This window comes from Mesorhizobium sp. CCNWLY176, from assembly GCF_037153935.1.
GTDB lineage: Bacteria > Pseudomonadota > Alphaproteobacteria > Rhizobiales > Rhizobiaceae > Mesorhizobium_M > Mesorhizobium_M zhangyense.
Map to the genome: position 1 here is coordinate 102,914 of NZ_JBBBDZ010000016.1, position 15,268 is coordinate 118,181.

A 15,268-nucleotide genomic window follows, 5' to 3' on the forward strand; every position below is an offset into this window, starting at 1 on the left:
CGACACGAAACAACCCGGAGTGTTTCAGTTGTTCTGAATTGCGTAGCAGGCGATTTTCTTCTTCTTCAGTGCAGCGCAGGCGTCCCACGCGGCGGTCTTGGTGCCGAAGCCGCCGAAGCGTGCGCGATGGTAGGTCACGCCGCCTTTTTCGAACTGCACGGTGAAGGCTGCAGCGTCGGAAAGAAGCTTGGGCGCCTGCTGGCTGGCCTTGGAAAGGAATGCCTGGGCTTCTTCGCGGCTCGGCGACGAAGCAACCTGGATCGCCCAGCCTGACGGGCCGACAGATGCGGTATGGGCCGGATCGACTTCCTGCTGGATGGCAACAGCCTGATCGACTGCAGCGGTACGCTGCTCAGCAACCTCTTCGACCTCAGCCTGCGGCCTTGGCGCCGGATCGGCATAGGCCTGCATGACAGGGGCAGCGACCGTTTCCGGCGTGCGCGCAACCTTGCGCTTGACGACGGCAGGCGCTTCATCGGCAGCAACCACGATATCGGCACCCGGGCGCGTATCCGGGGTCGGCGCGTCATGCTTGGGCAGCAGCACCTTGGCGATCGCACCGATCGGCGAGGTGGTGGCGCTGGCAATCAAAGGGCCGCCCTTGCCGCCGTTGGAAGCCTGGGGCAGGTACTTCTTGATCAGGTCGGCCATATGGTTGTCGCGAGCAGCACCGCTGGCGCCGCCCATAACGACCGCGACGATGCGGCGATTGCCGTCGGAAACCGACGAGACGAGATTGAAGCCGGAAGCATTGGTATAGCCGGTCTTGATGCCGTCCACGCCCTTGATGCGGCCGAGAAGACGATTGTGGTTCGGCATGCGCTGCCGGCCATACGTGAAGGAGCGGGTGGAGAAATAGCCATAATACTGCGGGTAGTGCTCCTTCAGCGCGATGCCGAGCATGGCCATGTCGCGGGCGGTGGTGAACTGCGCCGAGTTTGGCAGGCCGTTGGCATTGCGGAAAACAGTGCTGTTCATGCCGAGGCTGCGCGCCTTGGCGGTCATGATGCGCGCGAAATTGTCCTGCGAGCCGCCGAGAAGCTCGGCAAGTGCTGTGGCTGCGTCATTGGCCGACTTGGTGACGAGCGCGTAGATCGCGGTTTCGACAGTGACCGAACCGCCCGCTTTCACGCCGATCTTCGTCGGCGGCTGCGCGGACGCCTGGGCGGAGAAGGGGACGCGGGTGTCCTTGTTGATCTTGCCGCGCGAGAGCGCTTCGAAGGTCAGGTACAGCGTCATCATCTTGGTCAGCGATGCCGGAAAACGTCGCGATTCCGAGTTCGCCGAGAACAGCGTCTTGCCGGTATTGGCGTCGACGACGATCGCAGCATATTTCGCATTCGCCGATGCCGAACCAACTGCCGCCACGCACATCGTAATGGCGAGAAAGGCTGCGATTGCGGATTTTGCGGAGAATACTTTTTGGAGAGCAATGCCTGCAAACGCTTGACGCACTGTTACACCCTTTGGATTTTTGTTGCACCCGAGGCGGCAAAGGCTCCTGCCTCACTTTCGGGTCACAGTAGGGTCACAGCGTTACCAATCCGTTTATGGTAACCGTAACGTTCACCATTTTGTTTTGGATTTAGGATAAATTTATCTTTCGCCGCTGCTGCGAATTGCCTGCCTTGAGGGCATCTCCGATTGACTTTTTGTGCATCGCACAATAAATTAGCGGCATCGCACAAAAAAGCGCCAGACCAACCGACAACGAAAGGGAATGCGCAGATGATGCAGTCGTTTGAAGACACGAGCAAATTCGGCAAGGAATTCATGGACAACAGCCTGAAGAGCTTTGCGTCCGTCTCCAAGAGCGCCCAGGCGATCGCCGCCGAAGCGGGCGAATACTCCAAGAAGTCGTTCGAAAGCGGTTCTGCTGCGTTTGAAAAAGTGATCTCGTCGGGTTCGTTGGAAAAGGCCCTCGAAATCCAGACCGACTACGCCAAGCAGGCCTATGAGGGCTTCGTTGCCGAGGCTACCAAGCTCCAGGAGCTCTATGCCGACCTCGCCAAGGAGGCTTACAAGCCTTTCGAATCGATCATTGCCAAGGCGAAGTAATTTTTCGCGATTGACCTATTCGCGGAGCTCACCGCTCTGCCATAAACCCGGTTGCCTTGCGCAGCCGGGTTTTTTCGTTCTTCTTGCCCGTTATCCGATCACGATTGACTGAAATCGTCGCTCCTGAAACGAGCAAGCATATTGTCACCAAGAAAGAAGGGCTTAAAATCTGGTGTCGACTACCTACATTCGAGTTTCGGGTGAGGATCCCGCGAAAGGCATGGTGCAAGTGACGAACGGCGGGGATGCCACGACCAAGCGAGTGGCGCATATGCAGAATGGCCAGGACGGGGGCAATGGCCCCGGCCGCGGCACAGCCGTAATCACGCGCACGAAGACCAAGACAAAGAAGCCCAGCCTTTATCGGGTTCTGATCCTCAACGACGACTACACGCCGATGGAATTCGTCATCCATATTCTGGAACGGTTTTTCCAGAAGGATCGCGAAGCCGCTACCCGCATCATGCTGCATGTTCACAATCATGGCGTCGGCGAATGCGGGGTCTATACATTTGAAGTGGCCGAGACCAAAGTGTCCCAGGTCATGGATTTTGCCCGTCAGAATCAACATCCGCTGCAATGCGTGATGGAGAAGAAATGAGGTACTGAATGCCGGCTTTCTCCCAAGGCCTGGAAAAGGCGCTGCACCAGGCGTTGACACTCGCCAATGAGCGCCACCATGAATATGCAACCCTTGAGCATCTGCTGCTGGCGCTGATCGACGACGCCGAAGCGGCCGCCGTCATGCGTGCCTGCAACGTCGATCTCGACGATCTGAAGCACACGGTGCTCACCTATATCGATACCGAACTCGATAATCTGGTCACCGGTTACGACGAGGACTCAAAGCCGACCGCCGGATTCCAGCGCGTCATCCAGCGCGCGGTTATCCACGTCCAGTCTTCGGGCCGCGACGAGGTTTCGGGTGCCAACGTGCTCGTGGCTATCTTTGCCGAGCGCGAGAGCCACGCTGCCTACTTCCTGCAGGAACAGCAGATGACCCGCTACGACGCGGTCAACTACATCTCGCATGGCATTGCCAAGCGGCCGGGCGCCAGCGAAAGCAGGACGCCTCGCGGTGCCGAGGACGATCAGTCCGGCGGTTCCTCCGGTGGCGGCGACGCCCAGGAGGAGGGCGGCAAGAAGAAGCAGCAGGACGCGCTTACCGCCTACTGCGTCGATCTCAACAAGAAGGCGCGGGCCGGCAAGATCGACCCGCTGATCGGCCGTGAATCCGAGATCAACCGCACCATCCAGGTGCTGTGCCGCCGCTCGAAGAACAACCCGCTCTATGTCGGCGATCCCGGCGTCGGCAAGACGGCGATCGCCGAAGGATTGGCCAAGCGTATTGTCGAGGGCGATGTACCGTCGGTGCTCGCTGACGCCACGATCTTTGCACTCGACATGGGTACCCTGCTTGCAGGCACCCGCTATCGCGGCGATTTCGAGGAGCGTCTGAAACAGGTCGTCAAGGAGCTCGAAGAGTATCCGGGTGCGGTCCTGTTCATCGACGAGATCCATACGGTGATCGGCGCCGGTGCCACCTCGGGCGGTGCGATGGATGCGTCGAACCTGCTCAAGCCGGCGCTGTCTTCCGGTGCGATACGCTGCATCGGTTCGACCACCTACAAGGAATTCCGCCAGTTCTTCGAGAAGGACCGTGCCCTGGTGCGGCGCTTCCAGAAGATCGACGTGAACGAGCCGACCGTCGACGATGCGATCGAGATCATGAAGGGCCTGAAGCCCTATTATGAGGACTTCCACAAGGTGAAGTTCACCAACGAAGCCATAAAGGCTGCGGTGGAACTCTCGGCGCGCTACATCAACGACCGCAAGCTGCCGGACAAGGCGATCGACGTGATCGACGAGACCGGCGCCTCGCAGATGCTTTTGCCGGAAGGCAAGCGCAAGAAGACGATCGGCATCAAGGAAATCGAAGCAACCATCGCGACGATGGCCCGCATTCCGCCGAAAACCGTTTCTGCCGACGACGAGCAGGTTCTGGCCGGTCTCGAGACCGAGCTGCGGCGTGTCGTCTACGGCCAGGATACGGCGATCACCGCACTGTCGTCGGCGATCAAGCTCGCACGTGCCGGCCTGCGCGAACCGGAAAAGCCGATCGGCTCCTACCTGTTCTCAGGCCCGACCGGCGTCGGTAAGACCGAAGTCGCGCGGCAGTTGGCACTGTCGCTCGGCGTCGAGTTGATCCGCTTCGACATGTCGGAATATATGGAGCGTCACACAGTCTCGCGGCTGATCGGCGCGCCTCCCGGCTATGTCGGCTTCGACCAGGGTGGCCTGCTGACCGACGGCGTCGACCAGCATCCGCATTGCGTGCTGCTGCTCGATGAGGTCGAAAAGGCGCATCCGGATCTGTTCAACATCCTGTTGCAGGTCATGGATCACGGCAAGCTGACCGACCACAATGGCAAGCAGATCGACTTCCGCAATGTCATCCTGATCATGACCACCAATGCGGGCGCATCGGATGCGCAGCGCGCGGCGATCGGGTTTGGATCGACCAAGCGCGAAGGCGACGATGTCGAGGCGATCAACCGGCTTTTCACGCCGGAATTCCGCAACCGTCTCGACGCGATCATCCCGTTCGGTACGCTGCCGGTTCCGGTCGTGCACAAGGTGGTCGAGAAGTTCGTCATGCAGCTGGAAGCCCAGCTTTCAGAACGTGGCGTGACCTTCGACCTGTCGCCGGACGCCATCGCCTGGCTTGCCGAGAAGGGCTATGACGAGCGCATGGGGGCCCGGCCGCTCGGCCGCGTCATCCAGGAGCACATCAAGAAGCCGCTGGCTGACGAGGTTCTGTTCGGCAAGCTCAAGAAGGGCGGCACCGTCCGTGTGACCGTCGAGAAGAAGGAAACCGGCGAGACCGGCCTGAAGCTCGAAACGCTTGCCGATGAACTGCCGGTCAAGCCGAAGAAGGAAGAACCGAAGAAGCTTCCGGCAAAGAAGCCGGCCGCAAAGAAGGCGGTTGCGAAGAAGCCTGTGGCAACGGCGAAGCCGAAGTCTCCGCCGAAGGGCAAGGACGGAACGAAGCGCAGCCTGGTACCGCAGCTTCCACGCAAGGGCTGACCGGCCAAGGCATCTGAACCCAGAGACGAAAAACCCGCCGGCGAAAAGCCGGCGGGTTTCTTTTTGGCGGACGATAGAGCCGTCTTATTTGCCGTTCAGTTTCCTGGAACTGGCGTTCTCGTGCTTGACCATGCTGACGATGGTGTAGACGCAGGCAGCAATGGCCGCGAGACAGAAGATGGCCAGCAGGGCCGGTTTGTCGGCGAAGGTGAAATAAGCCTCCGCGCCTTCCCAGGCGGTGATCGGTGCGCTGTTCATGATGAAACGTCTCCGCTTATATCTTTGATTGCGTTCATTATTCGGCGGGGCTGAGTGCGCCGTCGCCGAAGGCGGGGATGCGTGATTCAGGATAGGCCTTTACCGGAACTTCGGCGAGGTCGAGACCGGCCAGTTCTGCGGCTTCGCTGCTGCGCAGCAGGCCGAACATCTTGAGCACATAGGAAAGCACGTAGCCCGGCAGGAAGCCGAGGACGGCGAACACCAGCATGCTCTGAACCTGACCAAGGAACGAGATCGCCGGTCCTTCCACGTTCGGATATCCCGACGCGAAAATGCCGCAAGCCACCAGGCCCCAAACACCGCCGAAGCCGTGAACGGCGACTGCGCCGACTGCATCGTCGATCTTGAACTTGGTGAGCAGCAATTGGTTAAGCTTCGGGACGACGCAGCCGCCGGCAAAGCTGATCATGAAGGCGAGCGGCGGGTAATAGACATCAAGGCCCGGCGCAGACGAGATAACGCCGACCAGTGCACCCGACATCATCCAGAACGGATCGCGGGTGACGAGATAGCAGCCAAGCATGCCGCCGGCGACGCCCATCAGCGTGTTGAAGGCGAAGGCCGAAAGCGTGGTCGGCGTGTTGTAGATCGTCATCCAGGTGTCGCCGGTGTAGATGATGCAGCCGCCGAGGAAGCCGAAGAAGCCCATGACAATCAGCATCAGGCCGATCAGCGACATCGGCATATTATGTCCGTTGATCTCGTTGACGCTGCCATCCGCATTGAAGCGGCCGATGCGCGGCCCGAGATTGATCAGCACGCCGAGCGTGAAGAAGCCGGCGACCATGTGGACGCAGCCTGCGGCTCCGATGTCGTGAAGACCCCAACTCGTGGTCAGCCAGCCGTTGGGATGCCATCCCCACGACGCGCCGAGAACCCACACCATAGAGCCGAGCACGATAGCGAGGATGGCAAAGCCGGAAATGCGGATACGCTCGATGACCGAACCTGACATGATCGATGCGGTGGTTGCCGCAAAGAGCGTGAACGCGGCCCAGAAGATGCCGGAAGCGTTGTCGCCGAGGTTCGGCCCCATTGCCTGCGCCCAGGGCAGGGCATTTGCGCCGGCTTCCGATATGGTGAGGCCGGTCGGAAAAGCGTTGTAGATGAACCACCCGACGAAATAGAAGAACGGTACGAGGAATGCGAAGGCGACGAGGTTCTTGACGCCCGAAGCGAGTGCATTCTTGGCGCGGGATGCGCCCATTTCATAAGCGAGAAAACCCGCATGGATGGCGATCATCAATGCGGTGCACCACCAGTAAAATATCTCCGCATTGACGGCCGTGGCCATCTTCAGAGACGCCTCCAGCGCCTCTATCTTGGTTTGCAGTTCTGCCGGTTCCATTATTGTTACCCCTCGGTGTTGTTGAGACGACACCTCCCGGCCTTCCCTGAATTTTCTCCCTTTGATTATGCCGCCTCTAGCGGTCCGCTATGCTGCGGATATCCCAGCTCCAAAGCTCTCCCTGCTTTGAAAACGGGCATCTTCACGCTATGCAGAAAAAAGAGGCAATGCAAATGTTTTTCTCTGTAGGAAAAAGCCTTGAACGCCGCGAAAAAGCCGGCCGCGCTTGACTACGACCGGCAGTTCTTTGCTCAGAGGCCGAAGGTGACCAAGCCGGAAGGGCTGACCACCCAGGCCGGGTTCCACGCGATTTCCCAGGCATGATCGTCCGGATCGGTGACATAGCCGGTGAAGCCGCCATGCGGCGGCTCGGTCGGGGCTTTCAGCAGCCGCCCGCCGGCTTTGACCAGGAGATCCATTGTCGGCTGGACGTCATCTCTGGCTGGAACATTATGGCCCATGGCGAAGGCGCCCGGCTTGACCAGCTTGCGTCCCATATCCGCGGAAAGCGAGGTTTCCAGCCAGGTTCCGAGCACGAAACCGTTCATCTGGTAGAAGACGATGTCCTCGTTCTGGAAAATCGGCTGCCAGCCGAAACCTTCGACATAGAAGCGCCGTGACCGCACCAGATCGGCGATGCCAAGGGTGAGTACGGAGATTTGCTGTTGCATTGTTCATATCCCTAACGTTTGCGCTGACGCACCATGCGACAGAGCTACGTCATGGGACTTGGCGCAAGCGCCAGACAGAGTTCCCCGCAGGAAACGACCGGGCTAACCACACCGATCCGCCTTTTTCGACGCCTACAGCGTAGCGCAGGCCATCTGCCGGCTCAAGCTTCGCCGGCGTGTCTGTTGTAATCTCCTGCCATCTTGATCGGCGTTGGCTGGCAGGTTCTGGCCCACGAATTTCACGTCGCCTCGGCTTTTCGCATGTGCTAAGCGGCAAAGCGATGTCCGACGAAGCTACCGCAATTTCCATAGATTCCGAAGCCGACACTGCCGGGCACCTGGTCTGGTATCTGCGCGGCGTTCGCGCTGCCTTCTCCGTTCCCGGCCTGCTCCTCGCCAGCGCTCATATCGGCTTTGCCGGATTGGCAAAGGAAGCGGGACTGACGCTGGTTCAGACCGTTTTCATGACAGGTACTGTCTGGGCGCTGCCGGCCAATGTCGTTCTTATCGGCGGCATTCTATCGGGCGCTTCGCTGCCGGCGGCAGCCTTTGCCGTGGCGCTGTCTTCGGTTCGCCTTATGCCGATGGTCGTGGCGCTCGTGCCGGAATTGAAGGGCCCTCGCACATCGAAATGGTTTCTGTATTTCCTGTCCCATTTCGTCGCCGTAACGTCCTGGGTGCTGGCGATGGAGCGGCTCGGCGGCATCCCACGCCAGATGCGCACCAGCTATTATGCCGGATTGGGGCCGACACTCGTCCTGGTCAACATGATCGTAGTCGCGGTCGTCTTCCTGCTTGCTGACAGCCTGCCGCCGACAGTTTCGGCAGCTCTTTTCCTGCTCACGCCGATGTATTTTCTCACGTCGCTCTGGGGCTCGGCGCGCGAACGGGCAGGGCACGTCGCGATGGTTCTGGGTTTGGTACTCGGACCGGCCTTCCACTTGATCTGGCCGGGCTTCGACCTGCTTCTCGCCGGCCTCATCGGCGGCGGCGGTGCCTATATCTTCCACCATATGACGCGGAAGAGGGCAGCCCGGTGACGTTCGGGTCGATAGACGCCTGGTGGTGGCCGTTTCTGTTCATCCTCGTCGCCGGATGGCTGGCGACGGACGCCTGGCGGTTCCTCGGCGTCTATTTCGGTGGCCGCATCTCGGAGGATTCGGACGTTTTGGTGCTGGTGCGCACCGTCGCCACGGCGCTGGTGGCCGCTGTCATCGGCAATCTGATCATCTTTCCCAGCGGAGAGTTGGCGGGAACACCTGTCGGCTTGCGCATCGGTGCCGCCGCGATCGGCTTTGCCGCCTATATGCTGCTCGGCCGGCGCGTGCTTGTTGGCATCATCGCTGGCGAAGTCGCTCTCCTGGCCGGGCTTTACCTGCTTTAGCTGTCAGCGAGTGCGGCGCGTATCTTCTCGGCATTCGTAGCCAGAATTTCAGGCTTTTCCATCGAGCCCGTATGTGGCTTCAGCGCCACGCCTTCGAAGCGGGGCAGGATGTGGACATGGAGGTGAAACACCACCTGGCCGCCCGCAGTCTCATTGAACTGCTGGACGGTCACGCCGTCGGCCGAAAATGCCTTCATCACCGCGCGCGACAGTTTCTGCACCGTGCGCATCACGGCGGCGAGACTATCCGGCTCCACATCAAAAATGTTGCGCGAGGCTTTCTTGGGAATGACGAGGCAATGGCCGTCGCCGCGCGGCATGATGTCCATCAGCGCGAATGTATCCGCATCCTCGTAAAGCTTGTGCGACGGCAGTTCGCCACGCAGGATTTTCGCGAACACGTTGCTGTCGTCGTAAGCCATCATCTGCCTCTCATGATCCGGTTAGAGCGGTCATATTCATTTGATGAAGGGCCTGCAATCAACGCGGCGATACGGAGTGCAGGAAAATTGCCTCAAGGCGCGGGATCGTTGTCGGTCTTGCGGAAAGGTCCATGCTCTTCGAGATATTCGCTCATGCGCTCGACTTCGCGGCGTTCGCGCTCCAGATATTCGGCAACCGCGTTCCTCAGGCCAGGGTGGGAGATGTAGTGGGCCGAATGGGTCGTCACCGGCCGATAGCCGCGCGCCAGCTTGTGCTCGCCCTGCGCGCCGGCTTCAACCACCTTCAGGCCCTTCTCAATCGCGAAGTCGATCGCCTGATGGTAGCAGACCTCGAAATGCAGAAAGGGATGGTCCTCGATGCAACCCCAGTTGCGCCCGAATAGCGTGTCGGAGCCGATGAAGTTAATGGCGCCAGCGATGTAGCGGCCGTTGCGCTTGGCCATCACCAGCAGCACGTCGTCGCGCATGCGCTCGCCGATCAGCGAGAAGAATTTCCGATTGAGATAGGGCCGGCCCCATTTTCGGCTACCTGTATCCATGTAGAAGGCAAAAAAGTCGTCCCAGGCGCGCTCGGTGAGATCGCTGCCGGTCAGCCAGTCGATCGAAATGTCGTTCGCAACTGCCTCGCGGCGTTCCTTCTTCATCGCCTTGCGCTTGCGTGAGGCGAGGGTGGCGAGAAAATCGTCGTAGTTCGAGAAGCCTTCATTGAAAAAATGAAATTGCTGGTCGGTGCGGGCAAGAAAACCGGCGCTTTCGAGCGCGGTCATGTCATCCTGCTCGGCGAAGGTGACATGAGTAGAGGAAACGCCAAGTCGGTCCGTCAGCAGCTTCAGCCCAGAGGCGAGGGCGGCTCTTGCCGCATTGGCATTCACTCCTTGCGCAGCAAGCAATCGCGGTCCTGTCGCCGGCGTGAACGGCACCGAAGCCTGCAGTTTGGGGTAGTATTGCCCGCCCGCGCGCTCGTACGCGTCGGCCCAGCCATGATCGAAGACATATTCGCCCTGGCTGTGCGATTTCACGTAGCATGGGACCGCGCCGAGAACCGCGCCGTCTGGCGCCTCGAGCCGCAGATGGTGCGGCTGCCAGCCGGCGCGACGCGAGACACAGCCTGATTCTTCGAGAATGTTCAGGAAATCGAATGAAACGAACGGGTTGTACGGTCTTTCGGATACGCAGCGCGAGGCGCCGGAAAACCTGTCCCATTCGTCACGGGAAAAAGCGTTGATACTGTCGACGGTGCGGATGACGTATTGGCCATCCGCCTGCTTTCCCTGCCCGTCGCTTTCGCTGTCCATGAAGCTTTAGATACGTCGCCGTTTTTGCAGTGCAAGAGGATTTTGGCTCACGATGTAAGATTGGCGTCGGGATCGAAGCCTTCGAAGGTCATCTGGTCGGCATGGGCGAAGGTATGCTCCACCATCGCCTGGTCCCGAACGGTCCATGTGATGACCGGCATATCGAGCTTTTCCCGTACGAAATCGACAAAGCGGTTGGGCAGTTCCGTCACGCTGTAGGAGGTGAAGGAAATGCCGTAGGTGAGCATCGAGAAATGCGGCTCGACCTCGTGGTTCTTCGTGCCATAGGCGGTCAGGCCGGTCGGGATTTTCTTCGCATGCGCCGGAAACTGGCGGATCAGCCAGTGGTCGAACGACATGATCGCCGCCTTGCCTTTGTAGCCATGCAGCATGTCGCACACGCGCTTCACCAGCCCGTCATCACGTCCGGGAATGCCCTTCAGTTCAACGACCAGCGGCACGCGCCCATCGACGAGGTCGAGCAATTCCCTAAGGGTGGGGACGTGATCGGCGGTGCCGCCGACCCGCAGTGCTGCCAACTCGCCGGCCGTCCGCTGCCAAATGAAGCCGTCCGTGCCGGTCAGGCGTTCCAGGCCCTGATCGTGAAAAATCACCGGCACGCCGTCCGACGACAGATGCACGTCGCATTCTATGGCAAAGCCCTTGTCGACAGCGCGGCCAAAGGCCGACAGCGTATTTTCCCACACGCTCTTGTTCTGGTCATGGTAGCCGCGATGGGCGATCGGACGGGCGGTCAGCCAGGAAATGTCGGTCATGGCTCTGCTCGCTATCAGGCGACTTCGATGATGGCTTCGATCTCGACGGCGGCATTCAGCGGCAATACCGCCACGCCGACCGCCGAGCGCGCATGCTTGCCTGCATCGCCAAGGGCTGCGACCAGAAAATCGGATGCGCCGTTGGCGACGAGGTGCTGCTCGGTGAAGTCCGGCGACGAAGCGACGAAGACGGTGATCTTCACCAGCCGCTTGACCCTGTCGAGATCGCCGGTTGCCGCTTTGGCCTGTGCCAGGATGTTGATGGCGCACAGCTTTGCCGCTTCCTTGCCGGCTGCCGTATCAAGATCGCGGCCGAGCAGGCCGGTAGCGACGAGCTTGCCGTCCTTCAGCGGCAACTGGCCGGCGGTGAAGACGAGCTTGCCGCTCTGCATGAAGGGCACGTAGTTTGCGGCAGGGGCTGCAGCCTGCGGCAGGTAGACGCCCAGATCCTTGAGCCGGTTTTCGATTGTTTCGCCCATCGTCATTCCCTATGTCTTAATGGTGGAATTCGGTTGTCGCGCGCAAACTGCTATTTTTGCCTCGCTTCCGCCACGACTTTTTTTAAAGTGACCATCTTTCCTGCGGCCAATTCGGACCGCGCCGATCGGAGCGTCTTCATGCGCGCATTGCGCCTTGCCTTGCTTGCCCTTGTTTCACCGTCGGCGCTGCTTGCCGTGCCCGCCTTTGCCGCAACACCTCTGGCGCCGCATCGCGCGGTCTATGATCTCGTCCTCGACAAGGCTTCCGATCGCTCCGGCATAACCAGTCTTGCCGGCCGCATGGTCTATGAGTTCAACGGTTCACCCTGCGAAGGCTATACGGTCAAATTCCGTTTCGTCACGCAGATCGACTCAGGCGACAACTCCCGTGTCACCGACCAGCAGACGACGACTTTCGAGGACCCGGAGGGCAAGACCTTCAGCTTCGTCACGAAATCCTTCGTCGACCAGAACCTCGACAAGGAAGTGAAGGGCACCGCCACGCGCGAGGATGACGGGCTCAAGGTCGCCATCGACAAACCCGAAAAGAGCGATCTCGAACTGTCGGCCACGCAGTTTCCGACCCAGCACCTGGAAGAACTGATCAAGAAGGCCAGCAGCGGCGAGACGTTTTACGAGACCAATTTGTTCGACGGTTCTGAAGACGCCGACAAGGTGATGACGACCACCGTCATCGTCGGCAAGAAGACAGAGTCGGATGCGGACAAGAGCGACCCGGAACTGCCAGCACTCAAGACGCTCGGCAAAGACAAGTACTGGCCGGTCGAGATCGCCTATTTTGATGATCAGGCAGCCGGTGGCGGCGAGGAAGTGCCGGAATATCGAATCAGCTTCAAGCTGCACGAAAATGGCCTGACCCGCGATCTGATGATGGACTATGGCGAGTTTTCGATGACCGGCAAGCTGGTCAACCTGTCGCTGTTTCCGGCTCCCACGCAGAAATGCGACAAGTAGGCGTATTCGGCTGATGGCGGTCTATGTCGACGATGCGATCTGGCATTGGGCGGGCCGCCGCTGGTGCCATCTGATGGCGGATGACATGACTGAGCTTCATCGCTTTGCAGCGCAGCTCGGCCTGCATCGCTCGTCCTATCAGGGGCCGCCGAAAACCACCGCGCCTCACTATGACATCACCGCCTTCGAGCGTGACCGTGCTCTGAGGCTCGGAGCGGTTGCCTGCAGCCGCGAGGAAATCGTCACGGTTTTCAGGCGCGTTAAGGTTCACGCGGGCAAGAAAATCCCGGCGCAGGTTCGCCCTTTACCGGTCGCCAAGGTAGCCTGAAGCGCGTATCAAACCATGCGCGCTTGCTTTTCCAGGCTTCACCCTCTATATGCGCGCTCATTCCACACACGGACTTTGGTGTCTGCCCGGGAGAAATCCGGCTGAAACCTCCGGTGGCGTTTTACGGCCCGAACGCGAAAGTCATGAGACTTTTCGAACAAGGCCGGAAGATCGTCAGTTTGTCCGTGGAGGCTAACCGGAAAGGAAACTAAGAATGGCTCTGCCTGATTTCAGCATGCGCCAGCTTTTGGAAGCTGGCATTCACTTCGGCCACCAGACCCACCGCTGGAACCCGAAGATGGCGCCCTACATCTACGGCGCTCGCAACAACATCCACGTTATCGACCTGTCGCAGACGGTTCCGCTGCTCCACCAGGCGCTCAAGCAGGTGTCCGACACCGTCGCCAAGGGCGGCCGCGTTCTGTTCGTCGGCACCAAGCGCCAGGCTTCGGACATCGTTGCCGATGCCGCACAGCGTTCGGCCCAGTACTACGTCAACTCGCGTTGGCTCGGCGGCATGCTGACCAACTGGAAGACGATCTCGAACTCGATCCAGCGTCTGCGCAAGCTCGACGAAATGCTGGCCGGCGAAGCCCAGGGCTTCACCAAGAAGGAACGCCTGAACCTTGATCGTGAACGCGAGAAGCTCAACAAGGCTCTCGGCGGCATCAAGGACATGGGCTCGACGCCTGACCTGATGTTCGTGATCGACACCAACAAGGAAGCGATCGCCATCCTGGAAGCCAAGCGTCTCGGCATCCCGGTTGTTGCGGTTCTCGATTCGAACTGCGATCCGGACAAGATCGATTTCCCGATCCCGGGCAATGACGACGCGGCACGCGCCATCCAGCTTTATTGCGACCTAATCGCCAAGGCTGCCATCGACGGCATCGCTCGCCAGCAGGGCGCTCTCGGTGTCGACGTCGGCGCTGCGATCGAAGCTCCGGTCGAGCCGGCTCTCGACGAGACGCCTGCTGCAGCCCCCGAAGGCTCCGCGCCCGAGGCTTAATACCGCGAAGGCCGGTCCCGGCCTTCATTTTTCTGAAATTTGGCGTGGATTGTCGCGCTGGCGTCAGGCGCATCATCGATTGTTCGATGGTGCGCCCGCGCATTTCGAACAAAGAGGCAAAAATGAGCATTTCAGCTGCACAGGTTAAACAGCTCCGCGACATGACCGGCGCGGGCATGATGGATTGTAAGGCGGCTCTCGCCGAGACCAATGGCGATATGGAAGCTGCCGTTGACTGGCTGCGCGCCAAGGGCATCGCCAAGGCCGACAAGAAGGCCGGGCGCACTGCCGCTGAAGGCCTGATCGCCGTTGCCGGCAATGCGACCAGCGCTGTCGTCGTCGAAGTGAACTCCGAGACCGATTTCGTCGCCCGCGCCGAAGGTTTCCAGGAGATCGTCCGCAACGTCGCCAAGGTCGCGCTCGAAGTCGGCGGCGAGACCGAGGCGGTCGCTGCTGCTATTTATCCGGGTTCTGACAAGTCCGTCGTCGACGCGATCAAGGACGCTGTCGGCACGATCGGTGAAAACCTCTCGTTCCGCCGTTCGGCCAAGCTGTCGGTTTCGTCGGGTGCTGTCGCGACTTACGTTCACAACGCTGTTGCCGACAATCTCGGCAAGCTCGGCGTGCTCGTTGCTGTCGAGACGACCGGCAATGCCGATGCTGCCCGCGCTTTCGGCAAGCAGGTTGCCATGCATGTTGCCGCGATCAATCCGCTGGCGCTGACCGCCGAGCAGGTTGATCCGGCCGCCGTTGCCCGCGAAAAGGCGATCTTCACCGAGCAGGCCCGCGAATCGGGCAAGCCGGAGAACGTCATCGAGAAGATGATCGAAGGCCGCATGCGCAAGTTCTACGAGGAAGTCGTTCTTCTGAAGCAGGCTTTCGTGCTCAACCCCGACCTGACGGTCGAGGCAGCGCTGAAGGCTGCCGAGAAGGAAATCGGCGCTCCGGCCAAGATCACCGGCTTCCTGCGCTTCGCCCTCGGCGAAGGCATCGAGAAGGAAGAGACGGACTTCGCAGCCGAAGTTGCTGCTGCGGTTAAAAAGTAACGCCGCTTCAAACTCTTCTATAGCGTTATGAACAGGGCATCGCGTGACAACGCGGTGCCCTTCGTGTATCGCCACCTTCCGGAGGAAGCG

At 60.0% G+C, this 15,268-nt stretch carries 17 protein-coding genes; 9 read left to right on the forward strand and 8 right to left on the reverse strand.

Going from position 1 to position 15,268, the window contains the following annotated elements:
• Window positions 1-24: 24 nt before the first annotated feature.
• Complete coding sequence (locus WBQ96_RS22955; RefSeq protein ID WP_336552607.1) at window positions 25-1,455, reverse strand: D-alanyl-D-alanine carboxypeptidase; 1,431 nt, start codon at window positions 1,453-1,455, stop codon at window positions 25-27.
• 273 nt (window positions 1,456-1,728) lie between these two features.
• On the opposite strand from WBQ96_RS22955, the gene WBQ96_RS22960 reads away from it, so the two are divergent.
• The 3 genes from WBQ96_RS22960 to clpA all read left to right on the forward strand — a co-directional run bounded on the left by WBQ96_RS22960 (window position 1,729) and on the right by clpA (window position 5,145).
• Window positions 1,729-2,058, forward strand: coding sequence for a phasin family protein (locus tag WBQ96_RS22960; protein ID WP_336552608.1), 330 nt, complete (start codon window positions 1,729-1,731; stop codon window positions 2,056-2,058).
• Window positions 2,059-2,329: 271 nt separating this feature from the next.
• A complete protein-coding gene (gene clpS, locus WBQ96_RS22965) occupies window positions 2,330-2,659 on the forward strand; it encodes an ATP-dependent Clp protease adapter ClpS (protein WP_091916871.1) in 330 nt (109 codons plus the stop codon).
• A gap of 8 nt (window positions 2,660-2,667) precedes the next feature.
• Window positions 2,668-5,145: an ATP-dependent Clp protease ATP-binding subunit ClpA gene (clpA, locus tag WBQ96_RS22970; protein WP_165114137.1), complete on the forward strand. Its 2,478-nt coding sequence runs from the start codon at window positions 2,668-2,670 to the stop codon at window positions 5,143-5,145.
• Window positions 5,146-5,229: 84 nt separating this feature from the next.
• On the opposite strand, the gene WBQ96_RS22975 is transcribed toward clpA, so the two are convergent.
• From WBQ96_RS22975 to WBQ96_RS22985, 3 genes are all read right to left on the reverse strand, one after another.
• Complete coding sequence (locus WBQ96_RS22975) at window positions 5,230-5,403, reverse strand: hypothetical protein (RefSeq protein ID WP_165114135.1); 174 nt, start codon at window positions 5,401-5,403, stop codon at window positions 5,230-5,232.
• Window positions 5,404-5,440: 37 nt separating this feature from the next.
• The gene (locus WBQ96_RS22980) at window positions 5,441-6,772 is read right to left on the reverse strand and encodes an ammonium transporter (protein WP_336552609.1); all 1,332 of its coding nucleotides are present in this window, start codon (window positions 6,770-6,772) and stop codon (window positions 5,441-5,443) included.
• A 251-nt stretch (window positions 6,773-7,023) separates the two neighbouring features.
• Window positions 7,024-7,443, reverse strand: a complete 420-nt coding sequence (locus WBQ96_RS22985; RefSeq protein WP_336552610.1) for a VOC family protein — start codon at window positions 7,441-7,443, stop codon at window positions 7,024-7,026.
• Between the two features lie 281 nt (window positions 7,444-7,724).
• Between WBQ96_RS22985 and WBQ96_RS22990 the strand changes: the two genes are divergently transcribed.
• Both WBQ96_RS22990 and WBQ96_RS22995 read left to right on the forward strand, forming a co-directional pair.
• On the forward strand, window positions 7,725-8,483 hold the full coding sequence (locus WBQ96_RS22990) for an AzlC family ABC transporter permease (protein ID WP_336552612.1): 759 nt from the start codon (window positions 7,725-7,727) through the stop codon (window positions 8,481-8,483).
• Window positions 8,480-8,827 carry an AzlD domain-containing protein gene (locus WBQ96_RS22995; protein WP_165114125.1) on the forward strand — a complete coding sequence of 116 codons (348 nt, stop codon included), beginning with the start codon at window positions 8,480-8,482 and terminating at the stop codon, window positions 8,825-8,827. The genes WBQ96_RS22990 and WBQ96_RS22995 overlap by 4 nt, the downstream gene beginning before the upstream one ends.
• On the opposite strand, the gene WBQ96_RS23000 is transcribed toward WBQ96_RS22995, so the two are convergent.
• From WBQ96_RS23000 to WBQ96_RS23015, 4 genes are all read right to left on the reverse strand, one after another.
• On the reverse strand, window positions 8,824-9,252 hold the full coding sequence (locus tag WBQ96_RS23000; protein ID WP_336552615.1) for an HIT family protein: 429 nt from the start codon (window positions 9,250-9,252) through the stop codon (window positions 8,824-8,826). The genes WBQ96_RS22995 and WBQ96_RS23000 overlap by 4 nt on opposite strands.
• Before the next feature lie 89 nt (window positions 9,253-9,341).
• Window positions 9,342-10,565 (reverse strand): GNAT family N-acetyltransferase, encoded by a 1,224-nt coding sequence (locus WBQ96_RS23005; RefSeq protein WP_165114120.1) that lies wholly within the window; start codon window positions 10,563-10,565, stop codon window positions 9,342-9,344.
• 47 nt (window positions 10,566-10,612) lie between these two features.
• Entirely contained in the window at window positions 10,613-11,356 is a 744-nt protein-coding gene (locus WBQ96_RS23010) for a glycerophosphodiester phosphodiesterase (protein WP_336552764.1), read from the reverse strand.
• Window positions 11,356-11,820: a RidA family protein gene (locus WBQ96_RS23015; protein ID WP_336552617.1), complete on the reverse strand. Its 465-nt coding sequence runs from the start codon at window positions 11,818-11,820 to the stop codon at window positions 11,356-11,358. Before WBQ96_RS23015 ends, WBQ96_RS23010 begins: the two co-directional genes overlap by 1 nt.
• A 138-nt stretch (window positions 11,821-11,958) precedes the next feature.
• On the opposite strand from WBQ96_RS23015, the gene WBQ96_RS23020 reads away from it, so the two are divergent.
• The 4 genes from WBQ96_RS23020 to tsf all read left to right on the forward strand — a co-directional run bounded on the left by WBQ96_RS23020 (window position 11,959) and on the right by tsf (window position 15,178).
• Entirely contained in the window at window positions 11,959-12,795 is an 837-nt protein-coding gene (locus WBQ96_RS23020; protein ID WP_336552619.1) for a cell envelope integrity EipB family protein, read from the forward strand.
• A gap of 13 nt (window positions 12,796-12,808) precedes the next feature.
• Complete coding sequence (locus WBQ96_RS23025) at window positions 12,809-13,123, forward strand: DUF4031 domain-containing protein (RefSeq protein ID WP_336552621.1); 315 nt, start codon at window positions 12,809-12,811, stop codon at window positions 13,121-13,123.
• 214 nt (window positions 13,124-13,337) lie between these two features.
• On the forward strand, window positions 13,338-14,132 hold the full coding sequence (gene rpsB, locus WBQ96_RS23030) for a 30S ribosomal protein S2 (RefSeq protein WP_091916797.1): 795 nt from the start codon (window positions 13,338-13,340) through the stop codon (window positions 14,130-14,132).
• Between the two features lie 122 nt (window positions 14,133-14,254).
• Window positions 14,255-15,178 (forward strand): translation elongation factor Ts, encoded by a 924-nt coding sequence (gene tsf / locus WBQ96_RS23035; protein ID WP_336552623.1) that lies wholly within the window; start codon window positions 14,255-14,257, stop codon window positions 15,176-15,178.
• Window positions 15,179-15,268: the final 90 nt, after the last annotated feature.

What these genes read in the sequence shown, in the direction of transcription:
- WBQ96_RS22960 (WP_336552608.1), top strand. Translation starts at nt 1,729, where the DNA reads ATGATGCAGTCGTTTGAAGACACGAGCAAATTCGGCAAGGAATTCATG.
- clpS (WP_091916871.1), top strand. Translation starts at nt 2,330, where the DNA reads ATGCAGAATGGCCAGGACGGGGGCAATGGCCCCGGCCGCGGCACAGCC.
- clpA (WP_165114137.1), top strand. Translation starts at nt 2,668, where the DNA reads ATGCCGGCTTTCTCCCAAGGCCTGGAAAAGGCGCTGCACCAGGCGTTG.
- WBQ96_RS22975 (WP_165114135.1), bottom strand. Translation starts at nt 5,403, where the DNA reads ATGAACAGCGCACCGATCACCGCCTGGGAAGGCGCGGAGGCTTATTTC.
- WBQ96_RS22980 (WP_336552609.1), bottom strand. Translation starts at nt 6,772, where the DNA reads ATGGAACCGGCAGAACTGCAAACCAAGATAGAGGCGCTGGAGGCGTCT.
- WBQ96_RS22985 (WP_336552610.1), bottom strand. Translation starts at nt 7,443, where the DNA reads ATGCAACAGCAAATCTCCGTACTCACCCTTGGCATCGCCGATCTGGTG.
- WBQ96_RS22990 (WP_336552612.1), top strand. Translation starts at nt 7,725, where the DNA reads ATGTCCGACGAAGCTACCGCAATTTCCATAGATTCCGAAGCCGACACT.
- WBQ96_RS23000 (WP_336552615.1), bottom strand. Translation starts at nt 9,252, where the DNA reads ATGATGGCTTACGACGACAGCAACGTGTTCGCGAAAATCCTGCGTGGC.
- WBQ96_RS23005 (WP_165114120.1), bottom strand. Translation starts at nt 10,565, where the DNA reads ATGGACAGCGAAAGCGACGGGCAGGGAAAGCAGGCGGATGGCCAATAC.
- WBQ96_RS23015 (WP_336552617.1), bottom strand. Translation starts at nt 11,820, where the DNA reads ATGGGCGAAACAATCGAAAACCGGCTCAAGGATCTGGGCGTCTACCTG.
- WBQ96_RS23020 (WP_336552619.1), top strand. Translation starts at nt 11,959, where the DNA reads ATGCGCGCATTGCGCCTTGCCTTGCTTGCCCTTGTTTCACCGTCGGCG.
- WBQ96_RS23025 (WP_336552621.1), top strand. Translation starts at nt 12,809, where the DNA reads ATGGCGGTCTATGTCGACGATGCGATCTGGCATTGGGCGGGCCGCCGC.
- rpsB (WP_091916797.1), top strand. Translation starts at nt 13,338, where the DNA reads ATGGCTCTGCCTGATTTCAGCATGCGCCAGCTTTTGGAAGCTGGCATT.
- tsf (WP_336552623.1), top strand. Translation starts at nt 14,255, where the DNA reads ATGAGCATTTCAGCTGCACAGGTTAAACAGCTCCGCGACATGACCGGC.